This window comes from Acidimicrobiales bacterium (genome assembly GCA_035316325.1).
GTDB lineage: Bacteria > Actinomycetota > Acidimicrobiia > Acidimicrobiales > VFJN01 > DASXTK01.
This window is the reverse complement of the sequence record DATHJB010000243.1, coordinates 1-16,019: the sequence shown is the minus strand read 5'-3', so window position 1 is coordinate 16,019 and position 16,019 is coordinate 1. Positions and strand designations below refer to the sequence as shown.

The 16,019-nt window shown below is 73.6% G+C and carries 12 protein-coding genes; 7 read left to right on the top strand and 5 right to left on the bottom strand.

All coding sequences use genetic code 11. The features are described 5' to 3' along the window. A partial coding sequence (locus tag VK611_31130; protein ID HMG45825.1) for an acetyl-CoA C-acyltransferase occupies window positions 1-939 on the bottom strand: 939 nt, incomplete at its 3' end. A 145-nt stretch (window positions 940-1,084) separates the two neighbouring features. Then, window positions 1,085-1,984, bottom strand: coding sequence for an FhaA domain-containing protein (locus VK611_31125; GenBank protein HMG45824.1), 900 nt, complete (start codon window positions 1,982-1,984; stop codon window positions 1,085-1,087). Between the two features lie 165 nt (window positions 1,985-2,149). Here VK611_31125 and VK611_31120 point away from each other — a divergent pair, with 165 nt between their 5' ends. After that, window positions 2,150-3,817 carry a protein kinase gene (locus VK611_31120; protein ID HMG45823.1) on the top strand — a complete coding sequence of 556 codons (1,668 nt, stop codon included), beginning with the start codon at window positions 2,150-2,152 and terminating at the stop codon, window positions 3,815-3,817. A 9-nt stretch (window positions 3,818-3,826) separates the two neighbouring features. On the opposite strand, the gene VK611_31115 is transcribed toward VK611_31120, so the two are convergent. Further along, a complete protein-coding gene (locus VK611_31115; GenBank protein ID HMG45822.1) occupies window positions 3,827-4,762 on the bottom strand; it encodes an MBL fold metallo-hydrolase in 936 nt (311 codons plus the stop codon). A gap of 103 nt (window positions 4,763-4,865) precedes the next feature. Between VK611_31115 and xseA the strand changes: the two genes are divergently transcribed. The 3 genes from xseA to VK611_31100 all read left to right on the top strand — a co-directional run bounded on the left by xseA (window position 4,866) and on the right by VK611_31100 (window position 7,789). Beyond that, window positions 4,866-6,332, top strand: a complete 1,467-nt coding sequence (gene xseA / locus VK611_31110; protein ID HMG45821.1) for an exodeoxyribonuclease VII large subunit — start codon at window positions 4,866-4,868, stop codon at window positions 6,330-6,332. After that, a complete protein-coding gene (locus VK611_31105) occupies window positions 6,329-6,640 on the top strand; it encodes an exodeoxyribonuclease VII small subunit (GenBank protein HMG45820.1) in 312 nt (103 codons plus the stop codon). Before xseA ends, VK611_31105 begins: the two co-directional genes overlap by 4 nt. Before the next feature lie 123 nt (window positions 6,641-6,763). Then, window positions 6,764-7,789 (top strand): polyprenyl synthetase family protein, encoded by a 1,026-nt coding sequence (locus VK611_31100; protein ID HMG45819.1) that lies wholly within the window; start codon window positions 6,764-6,766, stop codon window positions 7,787-7,789. 54 nt (window positions 7,790-7,843) lie between these two features. Here the strand turns inward: VK611_31100 and VK611_31095 are convergent, their stop codons facing one another. After that, entirely contained in the window at window positions 7,844-8,878 is a 1,035-nt protein-coding gene (locus tag VK611_31095; protein ID HMG45818.1) for a hypothetical protein, read from the bottom strand. A gap of 105 nt (window positions 8,879-8,983) precedes the next feature. Here VK611_31095 and VK611_31090 point away from each other — a divergent pair, with 105 nt between their 5' ends. Next, window positions 8,984-10,474, top strand: a complete 1,491-nt coding sequence (locus tag VK611_31090) for a DUF2723 domain-containing protein (GenBank protein HMG45817.1) — start codon at window positions 8,984-8,986, stop codon at window positions 10,472-10,474. Between the two features lie 84 nt (window positions 10,475-10,558). On the opposite strand, the gene VK611_31085 is transcribed toward VK611_31090, so the two are convergent. Continuing rightward, window positions 10,559-12,286 (bottom strand): NAD+ synthase, encoded by a 1,728-nt coding sequence (locus VK611_31085; protein ID HMG45816.1) that lies wholly within the window; start codon window positions 12,284-12,286, stop codon window positions 10,559-10,561. A 173-nt stretch (window positions 12,287-12,459) separates the two neighbouring features. Here VK611_31085 and VK611_31080 point away from each other — a divergent pair, with 173 nt between their 5' ends. Next, complete coding sequence (locus VK611_31080; GenBank protein HMG45815.1) at window positions 12,460-15,111, top strand: bifunctional [glutamine synthetase] adenylyltransferase/[glutamine synthetase]-adenylyl-L-tyrosine phosphorylase; 2,652 nt, start codon at window positions 12,460-12,462, stop codon at window positions 15,109-15,111. Window positions 15,112-15,135: 24 nt separating this feature from the next. After that, a partial coding sequence (locus VK611_31075) for an alpha/beta hydrolase (protein ID HMG45814.1) occupies window positions 15,136-16,019 on the top strand: 884 nt, incomplete at its 3' end.

The window sequence follows — 16,019 nt, the reverse complement described above, 5'->3', positions numbered from 1 at the left end:
CTTGCCGGCGCGGGCCAGCGCCTGGCGCGACGCCTCGATGGGGCCGAGGCCCATGATCTCGGGGTTCAGCGCCGACACGCCCGACGACACGATGCGGGCCAGCGGGGTGAGGCCCAGCTCGGCGGCCTTGGTGTCGCTCATCACGATGACGGCGGCGGCACCGTCGTTCAGCGGGCAGGCGTTGCCGGCGGTCACCTGGCCGTCCGGGCGGAACACCGGCTTCAGGTTGGCGAGCCCCTCGGCGGTGGTGCCGGCCCGAGGGCCGTCGTCCTTGCTCACGACCGTGCCCGACGGCGTGGTGATCGGCGTGATCTCCTCGTCCCAGTAGCCGCTCTCCTGGTTGGCGACGGCCCGCTGCTGCGAGAGGGCGGAGAACTCGTCCATCTCCTGCCGGGTGACGCCCTCGGCGAGGCGGACGTTCTCGGCGGTCTGGCCCATGGCGATGTAGATGTCGGGAGGGCTGCCCTCGAGGGGCTCCCACGAGTCGGCGCCGGTGGCGAGTTCGGCGGTGCGGGCCTCGGCGTCGGCGAACGCCGTGTGGTGCGGGCCGCTGTCGGAGAACCCGCTCATGTAGCGGCTCACGGCCTCGACCCCGGCGGCGATGAACACGTCGCCCTCGCCCGCCTTGATGGCGTGGCCGGCCATGCGGATGGTCTGCAGCGACGAGGAGCAGTAGCGGTTGACGGTCACGCCCGGCACGCCGTCGAGCCCCGCGAGGATCGCCGCCACGCGGGCGACGTTGTAACCGGCCTCGCCGGCGGGCTGCCCACACCCCAGGATCAGGTCCTCGACCAGCGTCGGGTCGAGCTGCGGGACCTTGGCCAGGACCGCCTTGACGATCGTGGCGGTCAGGTCGTCGGGACGGCACTCGATCAACGAACCCTTGTTGGCCCGGCCGATCGGGCTCCGGGCGGTCGACACGATCACGGCTTCGGGCATGGCATGTCCTCCGTGGTGGAACTGCGTTCAAGTTGTGACTGTCGAGCCGGCTTGCCGGCCTTGGCTGTTTGGGGCGGCGGCGGGGTGGTTGGTATGGGGTTTGTCTACTTCTCACACGTCCGATGCGACAACCTGCGGGGTTGCGTCAGACGGGCTCCAGCTCCACCCGCCAGGTGGACGCGCCGACACGGAGCGTCGTGCCCGGCGGCAGGGCGCTGTGCTCCACCCGCCGGCCGTCGACGAAGGTGCCGTTGGTGGAGCCGAGATCCTCGATCTGCAGCTCCCGGTCGACGGGATCGAGGGTGAAGCCGCAGTGCCGCCCCGACGCCTGTCGATCGTCCACCTGGAGCGGCGCCTCCCGTGACCGTCCGAGCACCAGTGGCTCGTTGCCGGCCAGCACGAGGGCGCTCAGGTCGCCGTCGCCGTCACCCTCGACCGCCACCAACCGCAGGTAGACGCCGGCGACGTCGTCCTGCGTCGGGGGTCCGGCCGGTACTGCCGCCGTCACCTCGGTCGGTGGGAGCGGGAGCCCCTGGGTGCGGGTGGGCTCGTCGTCGACCGACGGAGCGGGCACGGGGGCGAGGCGCTGGAGCGTGGCCACGTCGACGGGGCGGAGGGCGCCGATGCGACCCCGGGCGCGGGGCGACCGCAGGGGCCGCTCGGGGTCGGGCTCGATCACGATCTGGGGTCCGTCGGGCACGATCCACCCCTCGGTGGCCGCCCGCTGCCGCAGGGCCTCGGCGACGTCGCGGGAGAGCCAGTCGATGGCCCCTTCCAGCGGCTCCAGGTCGGCCGGGTTGACGCTGATCTCGATGCGGGTCGGCAGCAGGATCGACCCGCTGACGCCCACGGTCACCGTCTGGGAGGCGGCCCGGAGCAGGCGGCGGGGCAGCGTCCGGGGCGACAGCGGCCGTGAGGGGTAGATGCGCCCGAGGACGTCGCGCAGCAGGTCGAGCTGGTCGTCGAGGGCATGGGTGCGGCGCTGCCACACGACGACGGCCACGCCCGCGGCCACGAGCAGGAGGAAGAGGAGGACACCCGACATCCCGTCAGTGTGACAGCAGTGGCGAAATCGTTCGCCGCTCGGGGTGGTTGGAGGGCGTGACAGCAGTGGCGAAATCCTTCGCCGCTCGGGGTGGCGGCGGGGTGATCGGACGGGCAGACAGTGGCGCGCCGGAAGTCGGGACGAGAGGACCGGTAGCCTGCGGCCGTGGGCGTCGCGGACCACAGCGCCCCGGAGCACGACACGCAACTCGTCGTGTCCGGGTGGCTGCTCGAGGAGCGGCTGGGCCAAGGCAGCTACGGCGAGGTGTGGCGGGCCCGGCGGCGCCACGTCGACCTCGTGCGGGCCCTGAAGCTGGTGCGGATCGTCGACGACCACGCCTTCGAGGGCTGGCGGGAGGAGATCCTCCGGCTCGAGGAGCTGTCGCACCCCAACGTGGTGCGGTTCTACGACGCCGACATCGCCTCCGAGGGGCCCTACCGGGGCCACGCCTGGATCGCCACCGAGCTGTGCGACCGGTCGCTGGCCGCCGAACTGCGCCACCACCCCGACGGGCGCCTCCCACGGCACGACTGCGACCTGCTGGTGGAGCAGATGCTGAGCGCCCTGTCGGCGGCGCGGTCGCTGGGCTGCGTCCACCGCGACATCAAGCCGGCGAACATCCTGGTGCACCGCAGCGGGGCGTGGAAGCTGTGCGACTTCGGCACCGCCCGGCTGCTCCCGACGGGCGGCACCCACCTGCAGACGACGGTGATCGGCACGTCGCGGTACATGTCGGCCGCGGCGCTGCGGGGCCAGCAGGACCACGCCGCCGACCTCTACGCCCTGGGGGTCACCGTGCACGAGGCGCTGTCCGGGCAGCTGCTGCACCCGTACACCCGGGGGATGTCGGAGGTCGACTACGCCGCCCTCGTCGTGGAGACGTCGCCCACGGTGTCGACGGCGCTGCCGCCCCGCTGGCGGACGGTGGTCGAGGCGCTGATCGGCCAGCACGGGAAGCTCGACGCGGCGGCGCTCTCGGCGTGGTTCGACGAGACCGCCGGTCGTCGCCCGCCGGGTCAGCCGCTCTCGGCGCCCGGCTCCGGGTCGGGGACGGGGTCGGGGGCCGAGCTGCCGGCGGCGACCGCGGCGACGGCGGCGGCGACGGCGGCGACCGAGGCCGTCGGGCCCAACGGCAGCGCGGTCGCCCCGTCGGTGCAGCGCTACTACGTGCCCGCCCCGGCGACGCCGTCCGCTCCTCTGCCCTCGCCCTCGGCGGGCGTCGCCGCTCGACCGGCGCCCACGCCCCTGCCCATGGCCTCCGGTGGCCTTCGTGTCGCCTGGGCCCGGCGGGCCACCGCGGTCGACCCGACCGGCATGCTCCGCCGCCGGGCATCCGCGCTCGTGATCGACGTGGTCGTCACCTACCTGCTCGCCCTGCTCTGCTTCCACGTGTTCGCCGTGAACACCTACGAGCAGGTGCCGGCCGCCGCCTCCTGCGCCGACATCACCGTCGAGGGCCAGGACTGCTACGTCGACCGGGTGTCGGGCATCAACGAGGTCTACGTCGCCGAGGGTGCGCGGGTGGTGCTGGCCAGGGCCGGCTTCTACTTCCCGTTCCTGGCCGTGTTCGTGCTGCTGCAGGGCCGCACCGGGTACACGCCGGGGAAGCTGCTGCGGGGCATACGGGTGGTCGGTGCCGACTGGCGCCCGCCCGGCCGCCGCCGCGCCCTCATCCGCACGGTGCTGTGGGTGGTCGACGGCCTGCCCTGCTTCGTCCCCCTGCTGGGCCTCGTCGTCGCCGCCCGCCGCCACGACATCCGCCGCGTCGGCGACCTGGCCGCCAAGACCTACGTCGTCCGCCGCTCGTCCCTCCCCACGCCCCCGACCCCCTGACCCGCCCCGCTAGTGCGAGTGGGGATGCGGGTGCGGGTGGTCGCCGTGGCGTTGGGTGAGCCAGCGGCGGAAGCCGGCGGCGTTGGAGTGGACGCCGTTGAGGGTCTCGAGGCGTTCGCGCTGCACCGGGTCGACGTCGGTGAGCTCGTCGGTGAAGCGGGCGGCCAGGGCCTCGGCGATGTCCTCACCGGCCCGCCAGGCCCGCTCCGCCTCCTCGGCCCACACCGTGAGCGTCTCCTTGGCCTCCTCGAGGATGGTCTGCGGGTCGGGGACCAGGCCGAAGTGGGCCAGGGCGATGCCGCTGGGGCGACGGGCGGCGAACCGGTCGAGCGAGTCGAGCGCCAGGTCGAGGTCGAAGTCCGGCGGCGGGGTGGCGGGCCGCAGGATGCCGACGTCGGGCAGCCGCACGCCGACCGCGTCGCCGGCGAACAGCAGGCCGCTGTCGGAGTCGTGCAGGGCGAGGTGGTGCTTGGCGTGACCGGGCGAGTCGACCGTGGTCAGTGTCCGGGTGGGCGACACGGCGATGGTCTCGCCGTCGGCCAGCACGTGCAGCCGCGCGGCGTCGGTGGCGGTGAGGCGGCCGTAGAGGGAGTCGAGGAGGTCGCCGTACACCAGGGCGGCGCTGTCGACGAGCCGGGTGGGGTCGGCCAGGTGCCGGGCGCCCTTCTCGTGGACGTACACGGTGGCCCGGGGGAACGCCGCGGCGACGTCGCCGACCCCGCCGGCGTGGTCGAGGTGGATGTGCGTGACGGCGACACCGGCCAGGTCGTCGGCGGCCACGCCGAGGTCGTCGAGGGCGGCCAGGAGCGCGGGCACGGAGGTCTGGCTGCCGGTCTCCACCAGCACGGGCGCGGCCCCCGTGACCAGGTACCCGGCGGTGACGTGCTGCCAGCCTCCGAGGAGCGTGTCGATCTGCAGGACCCCGGGCGCGATCTCTTGGTGCACCACCACTCCCCTTCCAACCACCCCGCCGCCGCCCCAAGTGGCGAAGGCGGCAAGCCGCTTCACTCTCTCAAACTGTCACAAGGCGTCAGTAGGGTCGGTCGCAGTGAACCGTGATCTCCCGTCCGACAAGCCCCTCACGTTGTGGGACCCGCTCGACGACCAGGTCGAACCTACCTGGTCGGTCACCGAGCTCGGCGAGGCGATCACGGCCGCGCTCCGGCGCTCGTTCCCCGACCAGGTGTGGGTGCGGGGCGAGATCCGCAACCTCAACCGGGGCGGCACCGGCACCGTGTGGTTCGACCTGGTGGAGCCGGCCCCCGGGAGCGATCTGGCCCGCCCGGCGATCGGCACGCTGCCGGTGGTGCTGTTCGACAAGGCGCGGCGCCGGGTGAACCAGCAGCTGCTGGCGGCGGGCGGTGGGGTCCGCATGGAGAACGGCACCGAGGTGCGCATCGGTGGCCGGGTCGAGTTCTGGAGCCCGCGGGGCCGGCTCCAGCTGATGATGAGCGACATCGACCCGGCGTTCACCCTGGGCCGCCTGGCGCTCGACCGCGAGCGGCTGCTGCGCCAGCTCGAGGCCGAGGGCCTGCTGGCCCGGCAGAAGCGGCTGGCCTTCCCGCTGGTGCCGCTGCGGGTGGGGCTGGTCACCAGCGCCGGCAGCGCCGCCGAGCACGACGTGCTGCACGAGCTGCGGCACTCGGGCATCGGCTTCCGGGTGCAGCGGGTCGACGCCCGGGTGCAGGGCAAGGACGCCCCCCGCTCGGTGGCGGCGGGTCTGCACCTCCTGGCCGGCCGGGACGTCGACGTGGTGCTGCTGGTGCGGGGTGGCGGCTCGGCCACCGACCTGGCGGCGTTCGACAGCGAGGCGATCGCCCGGGCGATCGCCGCCTCACCGGTGCCCGTGCTCACCGGGATCGGCCACGACGTCGACCACTCGGTCGCCGACGACGTGGCCCACGCCTTCTACAAGACGCCCACGGCGTGCGCGCAGAGCCTGGTGGGGGCGGTGCGCGAGTTCGACGCCCGCCTCGGCGCCGCGTGGCAGGCGATCGAGGCGACGGCGCGGCGCTCGCTGGCCGGCGAGACCGAGCGATTGCGGGCCCGTGCCCGCCAGGTGTCCACCTGCACCCGCCAGGGCCTGCGGGCGGCCGACGGCATCCTCACCACCAGCGCGGCCCGGCTGGGTCGTTCCGCCGAGCTGGCGCTCGACCGGTCGGTCCGCCACCTGGCCCGCTCGTCGGCGCGGGTCGAGGCCGGCGCCCGGGTCCACCTCCGGTCGCACGAGGCGGCGGTGGAGGCCGCCCAGCGTCGCCTGCTGCAGCGGGCGCCGCAGGTGGTCGAGGCCGAGCAGCGGCACCTCGACGGCGTCGACGTCCAGGTGCGGGCTTTCGACCCCGCCCGGGCCCTCGCCCGCGGGTGGTCCATCACCCACACGGCGGCTGGCAGTCTGGTGCGCTCACCCGACGACGCCGCTCCCGGCGAGCGGATCGTCACCACCCTCGCCGGGGGGACGGTCACCAGCACCGTCCGCGAGCGCCACGAACGAGAGCCCACGGAGCCACCGCCATGACCGAAGCCACCGACCCCGCCGCCATCGCCGACGACGATGTCGGCTACACCGCGGCCCTCTCCGAGCTGGCGGAGATCCTCCACGAGCTCGACGGCGACGAGGTCGACGTCGACGTCCTCGGTGGCCGTGTCCGCCGGGCGGCCGAGCTGCTGCGGATCTGCCGTGGCCGCATCGCCAGCGCCCGCTTCGAGGTCGAGCAGGTGGTGGCCGAGCTCGATCCCACGGCCCTCCCGACCGCCGCCGATCCCGGCCTCGATCCGGCCCCCGAGCCGACCTCCGGCGAGGCCGACACCACCGAGGGCGGTTAGGACACGCCCTAGCCGACGCCACGCGGCGTCACGCGGAGTGTCGTGGCATGGGGTGTCGGTCGTAACGTTGGGCCGAACATGCCGACCAGGTCTCCCGCATCCGCTCCCCCGAGTCTCGCGGCGGTGGCCGCACGGGTCGAGGGGCGCATCGAGCGGCTCTTCGACGCCGAGCTGTCCCGCTGGCGCGCCCTCGACGCCGCGCTGGTCGAGCCGTTGCGCTCGCTGCAGCGCCTCGTCGAGGCGGGCGGCAAGCGCCTCCGCCCGGCGTTCTGCTTCTGGGGCTTCGTCGGCGCTGGCGGGAACCCCGACGATCCCCGCGTGATCGACGCCGGTGCGGCGTTCGAACTGCTCCACGCCTTCGCCCTCGTCCACGACGACGTGATGGACGGCTCCGACACCCGCCGCGGCGAGGCCACCGCCCACGTCGAGTTCGGGGAGCTCCACCGCAGCTCGGGTACCTGGAGGGGCGAGGCCCGGCGCTTCGGGGAGGGCGTCGCCATCCTGATCGGCGACCTGTCCCACGTCTACGCCGACCTGCTGCTCGACGGCGCCCACGCCGACGTCGCCCCGATCTGGCACGAGCTGCGCCTCGAGCTGAACGTCGGGCAGTACCTCGACATCCTCGGCACCGCCCGGGGCGACCGCGACCCGGCTATGGCGCGGCGGATCGCCCGCTACAAGTCCGGCAAGTACACGATCGAGCGCCCGCTGCACGTCGGCGCCGCCCTGGCCGGGCGCCTCGACGCCCTCGCGGCCCCGCTGTCGGCCTACGGCGACCCGCTGGGCGAGGCCTTCCAGCTGCGCGACGACGTGCTCGGGGCCTTCGGCGACGAGGAGCTGACCGGCAAGCCCGTCGGCCAGGACCTCCGCGAGGGCAAGCCCACCCCGATGCTGGCCGCGGCCACCCGCCGGGCCGACGGCGGCCAGACACGGGTCCTCGACCGCGTCGGCGCCGACGACCTGTCCGACGGCGAGGTCGCCGCCGCCCAGCAGGTCATCCTCGACACCGGCGCCGCCGACGAGATGGAGGCCCGCATCACCACCCTCACCGAGCAGGCGATCCGCGCCATCCAGGTGGCCGACATCACCGCCGAGGCCCGCGACGCCCTGGTGGAGCTGGCCGCCTACGTCGCCTCCCGCGACACCTGAAGCGTTCTGTCTTCGCTCAGCCCGACATAGCCGGCTCAGTGAAGACAGAAGGTGCTACGACGGAGGGCGGCCGAGGGACTTGACCCGTTGGCGGAGGCCGACGGCGTCCTGCTGGCGGAGCATCTCGATGCGGTTGCGCCAGCGGGGCGCCGGCTTGTCGAGGGGACCGAAGACGTCCGGGGTCCGCAACCCGACGAGGCACTGCTCCACGTCGTCCTGCGCGTCGGCGGCCAGGCGGGCCTTGGTCGCCGCCCACCAGTCGACACAGCGCCGCTGCAGCGCCGACAACGCCTGCTGGTCGGCCATCAGCCGCCGCAGCAGCTCCGGCGCCTCCCACCAGCTCCGCACGCTGGGCAGCGGATGGTCGGTGCCGTAGAGCATCCCGAAGTAGTCGAGCCAGCGCCGCCGCTCCACGATCGGGATCGCCCCCAGCTCCAACGCCGCGTAGATCCGGGCCGCCTCCAGGTGGGTGTGGCCCATGCCGCAGGGGGCGAACACCGAGTCGGCCAGCACCTCGAAGGCGGCGGTGTCGTCGGTGACCGGCCCCAGCGCGGTGGTGCCCCCGTCCACGGATGCCAGAGCGTCGAGCATCGTGTGGCGGGCGGTCGACAGCGTCCCCGTGAAGCTCCAGGTGTAGAGCCGTTCACCCACGGGACGTCGAGCCGCGTCGAGCGGCACCACCGGCACCGGGTCGAGGCCCCGGGGGCCGATGGGCAGCTGCCGCACCGACAGCCCGTCGAGGGCCGTGTGGTAGTGGGTGCGCCAGACGAAGGCGAACGACCCGTAGGCGTCGAGCCGGGAGCGGTAGGAGGCGTCGTCCACGTGGAACAGCCCGACCGACCCCAGCCGCCGCATCCGGCCCAGCACCTTCGACTTCAGGTGGTCCGGACGCTGGCTGATCACCAGGCTGCCGGGCAGCACCAGACTGCGGTCCGGGTCCTCCACCACCTCGCCCGCCCACGGGCCGAGCAGGAACTTGGCCCAGGGAAGCTCACGCTCACCCGGCCGATGGGTGATGATCGTGATCTTCCCGTCCCGCGCCACCTGGTGCGCCTGCTCCTTGGCCTCCTGCACTTGAACCCTCTCCACAGCGACACTGCTTACAGCTCCAGAAGCCGCATTACCCCTCGACGTGCGAGGAAACGTACGGCGTTCTTGCCGGGTGGGGGGCCGGCGTCCAAGATGACGCCCTCCATGCCCGTGCCGTCCCGTCGGATCGACGTCCTCGTGGCCTGCGGGGTAGGTGCTCTGGCGCTGGCCGTGTACGTCCGATCCCTGCTGCCCGGCATCGGTTACGCCGGCGACACGGCGAAGTGGCAGTTCCTCGGCGTGGTGGGCGGCGTGCCGCACCCGACGGGGTACCCGCTGTACCTCGCGATCGACAAGGTGTGGGTGTCGATCCTGCCGTGGGGGTCGATCGCCTGGCGGGTGAACCTGCTCTCCGCGGTGCTCGGCGCGGTGGCCGTCGGGGTCCTCTACGCCCTGCTCCGCATCCTCGACGTGCGCCGGGAAGTGGCGGCGGCGACGGCGCTCGTCTTCGCCTTCAGCCCCACGTTCTGGTCGCAGGCGGTGGTGGCGGAGGTGTACACGCTGCACGTCCTGTTCCTGGTCACGGTCACGGCGTGCCTGGCCCACTGGCGCAAGGGTGCCCCGAACGTCTGGCTGCTGGCGGGCCTCGGTCTGTACGCGCTGTCGTTCGGGCACCACATGACGACGGGCCTGGCGCTGCCGGGGATCGCCTGGCTGGTGTGGTCGGACCGTGGTCGGGCCGTGAACTGGCGCAACGCCGCCTTCGTGGCCGGGGCCCTCGTCGTGGGTGCGAGCCAGTACCTCTACCTGCTGCACCTCAGCGACGTCGGCGGCTACCACGAGGGCAACATCGACACGGTCGGCGACGTCGTCACCTACGTGACCGGCGGCGACTTCAAGGACGCGATGTTCGCCTTCAGCTGGTACGGGCTGCTGGTGGGCCGGGTGCCGCTGCTGCTCGACTTCCTGGGCAAGGAGTACTCCCTGCTCCTGGTGCCGATGGCCGCCGGCATCGTCGTGGGGTTGTGGTCCCGGGGCCGGGCGCAGCGGGCGATCGCCGTCCACCTCCTGTCGCTGGCGGTGTTCACGTCGATCTACGTCCTCAACTACGACGTGCCCGACCTGATCGTGTTCTGCCTGCCGATCTTCCTGTCGCTGGCGGTGTTCCTGGGTCTCGGCCTGGAGGCGGCGGCGGCGTGGGCAGCCGAACGCTGGCCCGACGACCGCCGTGTCGCCCAGGGAGTGGCCGTGGGCCTGGCGGCGCTGGTCGTCGTCGTGGGGGTGGCCGACTACAACCGGTCGGGCCAGCGGGGCACGACCGCCGACGCCGAGCGGATCGAGCGGGCCCTCGCCACCGTCGGCGACGGCTCGGTGCTGCTCACCGACAACTACCACGACAGCGAGTACTTCTGGTACTACCTGCTCGGCGAGGGGCTGGAGGACGAGCGCGACCTGGCGATGGCCCACCTGGTGACGCCGGCGCAGGTGGAGGCGTACTTCGCCGGGGGCACGGGCCCGATCGCCGCCGCCGCGCAGAAGGTGGACGACCCCGACCCGCCCCTCTACACCGCCACCCCCCACCAGGCCGTCACGCTCGCCGCCCGCGGCCTCACCGTCACCGAGGTGGCCGAGGACGTCTGGCAGGTCACCGCGTAGCCCCACCCCCAGGGCAAATTGCGTTCGAAAACCCGCACAGAGCGGCCGAACGCAATTTCCCGGGGTCGGGGTCGGGAGTCGGGATCAGCCCCGGTAGCCGTTGGTGATGGGGACCCGGCGGTCCTTGCCGAACGCCTTGGGGGTGACCCGCACGCCCGGGGGCGACTGGCGCCGCTTGTACTCGGCGATGTCGACCAGGCGGGTGATCCGCTCCACCAGGGCGGCGTCGAAGCCCATCTCGACCAGCTGGCCCCGGGTCCGGTCGTCCTCCACGTAGGCCTCGAGGATCGGGTCGAGCACCTCGTAGGGGGGCAGCGACTGGTCGTCACGCTGGTCGGGCCGCAGCTCGGCCGACGGTGGCTTGTCGATCACCCGCTCGGGGATCAGCGCCTGCCCGGCCCGGGTGTTGCGGTCACGGCACAGGGCGTAGACGAGGGTCTTGGGGACGTCCTTGATGGCGGCGAACCCGCCGGCGGTGTCGCCGTAGAGCGTCGAGTAGCCGACGGCCATCTCCGACTTGTTGCCGGTGGTCAGCACCATCCAGCGCCCGTGCTTGTTCGACAGGGCCATCAGCAGCAGCCCCCGGATGCGCGACTGGAGGTTCTCCTCGGTGATGTCCTCCGGGAGCCCCTGGAAGGAGGGGGCGAGCATGTCGAGCAGCGCGGCGTGGGCCGGCTCGATGGGGATCACCCGGTGCTCGATGCCCAGCTCGGCGCACAGTTTCTGAGCATCGGTCAGCGAGTGGTCCGACGAGTAGCGCGACGGCATCAGCACCCCGTGCACGTGCTCCGGCCCCAGGGCGTCGGCGGCGATGACCGCCACGAGCGACGAGTCGATGCCGCCCGACAGCCCGATGACCACGTCGGTGAAGCCGTTCTTGCGGACGTAGTCGCCGGTGCCCAGGACCAGCGCCTCGTACACCTCCCGCTCGGGTAGCAGCGGCTCGGTGACGGTCGGGGCCCGCACCGGCCGGGACGCGGCCCGGGACGCCTCGCTCAGCGACACCACCGGCAGCGCCGGCACCCCCACCGCCCGACCCCGCGGGTCGAGCAGCCGCTTGCGGAACACCGGCTGCACCTCGAGGTCGCACACCACCAGCGCCTCGGTGAACTGCGGCGCCCGGTCGAGCAGCCGCCCGTCGGCGTCGAACACCATGGAGGCACCGTCGAACACCAGCTCGTCCTGCCCGCCCACCTGGTTGACGTACACGAGGGCGCAGGCGGCGTCGGCGGCCCGGGTGCCGAGCATCCGCTCCCGCTCGCCGAGCCGACCGGTGTAGTACGGCGAGGCGTTGATGTTGACCACCAGCTCGGCGCCGCCCGCGGCCTGCACCGCGATGGGGCCGGTGGGGCTGAAGGCGTCCTCGCAGATCGACACGCCCACCCGCACGCCGCCCACCAGCACCAACGGCGTCTCCTCGGTGCCCGGGGCGAAGTAGCGCTGCTCGTCGAACACGGCGTAGTTGGGCAGCAGGCGCTTGTGGTAGATCACCTGCACCTGGCCGTCGGCGCACACCGCGGCGGCGTTGTGGAGGTCGCGCCGGGCGTCGACGAACCCGACCACCGCCGCGCAGCCGCCCGTCGTCGTGGCGGCGGCCACCTGGTCGAGCGCGGCGCGGTTGTCGGCCACGAACCCGGGTTTCAGCAGCAGGTCCTCGGGCGGGTAGCCGCACACGGCGAGCTCGGGCAGCACGACGAGGTCGCAGCCCTGCTCGTCGGCGGCCCGCAGGGTCTCGACGATGCGCGCGACGTTGCCGTCGAGGTCGCCGACGCGAGTGTTGATCTGTCCCAGGGCGACACGGAGCCGCGACATGGCGACAGCGTAACGATCGGCACCCGTGCTCCAGGGCACGTCGGCCCCCGAAAACCGCGCTGGACCTGCGGCTATCCGGCGGAATCGGCCCCTTGTCCGGGTAGTCATCTCTCGTACACACTGACGTTGCACCTGATGGCGGGCCTGTTCGGGGGATTCGATCGGATGAGCGCGTGGCTGAGCTGACCGGTCTCGTGGAGCGGAGCGCCGACCCCCGGGGGGTGCGGGACGCGCTCGAGCGGCTACGTCCGGAGCAGTGCGACCGCCTGCAGGGCGACGCCGATGCCGCGGCCACGTTCGTCGCCGTGGTGGCTGCCAGCCGCAGCCTCACCCGCCTCCTGCTCGCCGACGACGACACGTTCGACGTGCTCACCCGACTGGACGACCGCCCGGCGTTCGACGGCGACGACGGTGATGCCCTCGCCCGCTGGAAGCAGCACGAGCTCCTGCGCATCGCCGCCCGCGACCTGACCGGCCGCGACGGCGTCGAGGCGACCACCGGGGCGCTCTCCGACCTGGCCACCGACGTCCTCCGGAACGCGATCCGCCTGACCGGCGCCGAGGAGCTCGCCGTGGTCGGCATGGGCAAGCTGGGCGGCCACGAGCTGAACTACGCCAGCGACATCGACCTGCTGTTCGTCGGCGGCGACGTCCGCCAGGCCCGGGCGGTCATGGACCTGGCCCGCCGCTGCTACCGGGTCGACGCCAACCTGCGGCCGGAGGGCCGCGACGGTCCGCTCACCCGCAGCGTCGACAGCTACGCCGCCTACTGGCAGCGCTGGGCGACGCCGTGGGAGTTCCAGGCGCTGCTGAAGGCCATCCCCCTCGCGGGTGCCGAGGAGACCCGGCGGGCCTGGGCGGAGGCGGCCGACGCGGCGCTGTGGAGCCGGCCGGTCACCACCGACGACCTGCGGTCGCTGCGCGCCCTCAAGGCCCGGGCGGAGGCGGCGGTGGTGCGCCAGGGCATCGCCGACCGGGAGGTGAAGCGGTCGCCGGGCGGGATCCGCGACATCGAGTTCTCGGTGCAGCTCCTGCAGCTGGTGCACGGCCGGGCCGACCCGGCGCTGCGGTCGCCCACCACGCTCGACGCCCTGGGGGAGCTGTCGGCCAGCGGCTACGTCGGGGCCGAAGACGCCGACGGCCTGGCCGACGCCTACCGCTTCCTGCGCCGGGTCGAGCACGCCCTCCAGCTGTCCGACGAGCAGCAGACCCACACGTTGCCGGCCGACCGGGAGGAGCGTCGCCGCATCGCCCGGGTCCTCGGCTACCGCGGCACCCCCGAGGCCGGCCCCACCGAGGCGTTCGACCGCGAGCTCACCCAGCGCCGCAACCTCGTGCGGTCGATCCACGAGCGGCTCTACTTCCGCCCGCTGCTCGACGCCCTCGCCGGCGTCGGCCCGCTGTCGCCCGAGGCCGCGGCCGCGGCGCTCACCACCTTCGGTTTCTCCGATGTCGAGCGCACCCGCCAGGCCGTCGCCGAGCTGACCCGGGGCCTGACCCGGTCGTCGCGCATGATGCAGCAGGTCCTGCCGCTGATGCTCGACTGGCTGTCGGCCACGCCCGACCCCGACGCCGGCCTGCTGGGCCTCCGCAAGCTGGCGACCGGCGAGCAGCGCACCACCGAGCTGGCGGTGGCGTTCCGCGACAGCCCCGAGGTGGCCCGGCACCTGAGCATGCTGCTGGGCACGTCGGCCCTGTTCGGCGACCTGCTGGCCGCCAACCCCGACCTGATCGTGCGCCTCGCCGACCCCAACCGGCTGCGCACCCGCTCCCGGGCCGAGCTGCAGACCACGGCCCGCGACGCGCTGGGCTGGCGCAGCAACCTGGCCGACCGGCAGCGGGCGCTGCGCCGCTGGCAGCGCCGCCAGCTGCTGGGCATCGCCGCCCGTGACGTGTTCGGTCAGGCCGACGTGGCGCAGGTCGGCGCCGACCTCACCACCCTCGCCGAGGCGAGCCTGGGGGCGGCGCTGCGGTCGCTGGAGCCGGGCGTCCGCTTCACGGTGATCGCCCTCGGGCGCTTCGCCGGCGGCGAGCTGGCCTACGCCAGCGACCTCGACGTGGTGTTCGTCCACGACGGCGACGGGGCCGGCGCCCACGAGGAGGCGCTGCGGGCGGCGACGGGTCTGCTGCGGTTCGTCGCCGGCGACACCCCCGCGCAGCGGGTGTACCGGGTCGACACGAACCTGCGGCCGGAGGGTCGGCAGGGGCCGCTGTGCCGCAGCATCTCCGGCTACGCCTCCTACTTCGACCGCTGGGCGCTGACGTGGGAGCGCCAGGCGATGGCCCGGGCCCGTCCCGTCGCCGGCGACCCGGAGCTGGGCGAGCGCTTCATGGCGCTGCTCGACCGGGTGGTGTGGGACCGCCCGTTCACCGACGACGACGAGCGCGAGGTCCGCCGGATGAAGGCCCGGGTGCAGCGGGAGCGCCTGCCACCCGGCGAGGACCCGGAGTTCCACCTGAAGCTCGGGCGGGGCTCGCTGGCCGACATCGAGTGGACCGTGCAGCTGCTGCAGCTGCGCCACGGGGTGCGGGGGCCGGGCACGATCGAGGGGCTCGACCGCCTGGCGAAGCTGGAGGTGGTGACCCCCGGCGAGGTGGCCGTGCTGCGGGACGCCTACCGGTTCTGCGAGCGCACTCGGAACCGCTGGTGGCTGGTGGGCGCCGACCCCGTGCACCCCGACGCCCTGCCCCAGGGCACCGACGACGCGGCCCGCCTGGCCCGGTCGCTGGGCGCCGGGTCGGCCGGCGTGCTCCGGGACGACTACCGCCGGGTGACCCGCCGCGCCCGCCGGGTGGTAGAACGACTCTTCTACGGCATGCCGTAGACGACGCCAGCTAGGGGGGAACCGATGCCGGTCAAGCCCGAGGTCGAGCCGATCCTCGCCATGGTCGCAGCCGCCGAGACGCCGCTGTCGGAGCAGTCGCCGGCCGACCTGCGTGCCGCGTACGGGGCGCTGTCGGCGTTCGAGGTGAAGGACGAGGTGGCCTCCGTGGTCGACCGGACCGTCCCGGGCCCCGACGGCGACATCCCGGTGCGCGTCTACCGGCCGGCGGGCTCGTCGGAGGGCGAGGCGCTGCCGGTGCTGGTGTGGTTCCACGGCGGCGGCTGGGTGATCGGCGACCTCGACACGGCCGACGGCACGGGCCGCACGCTGGCCAACGCCGCGGGCGTGGTGGTCGTGTCGGTGGACTACCGGCTGGCCCCGGAGCACCCGTTCCCGGCGGGCCTCGACGACGCACTGGCCGTGGTGCGCTGGGTCGCCGGCAACGCGGGGTCGCTGGCGGTCGACGCCGGTCGACTGGCGGTCGGGGGCGACTCGGCGGGCGGCAACCTCTCCGCGGTGGTGGCGCAGCAGCTGCGCGACACCGGCCCGGCCGTCCGCTGTCAGCTGCTCGTCTACCCGGTGACCGACCTGCGCATGGGGACGGCGTCCTACGAGGAGAACGCCGAGGGCTACTTCCTCACCCGGGAGGCCATGGTCTGGTTCCGAGGCCACTACCTGGGCGAACGTGACCTGTCGGAGGACCCCCGGGTGTCGCCGGCGCGGGCCGACGACGGCGCGCTGACGGGCCTGCCCCCGGCTCTGGTGATCACCGCCGAGTTCGACCCCCTGCGCGACGAGGGCGAGGCCTACGGCGAGCGCCTCCGGGCGGCCGGCGTCGACACCACGGTCACCCGCTACGACGGCATGATCCACGGCTTCTTCTCGATGCGCGACTTCCTCCCCGACGG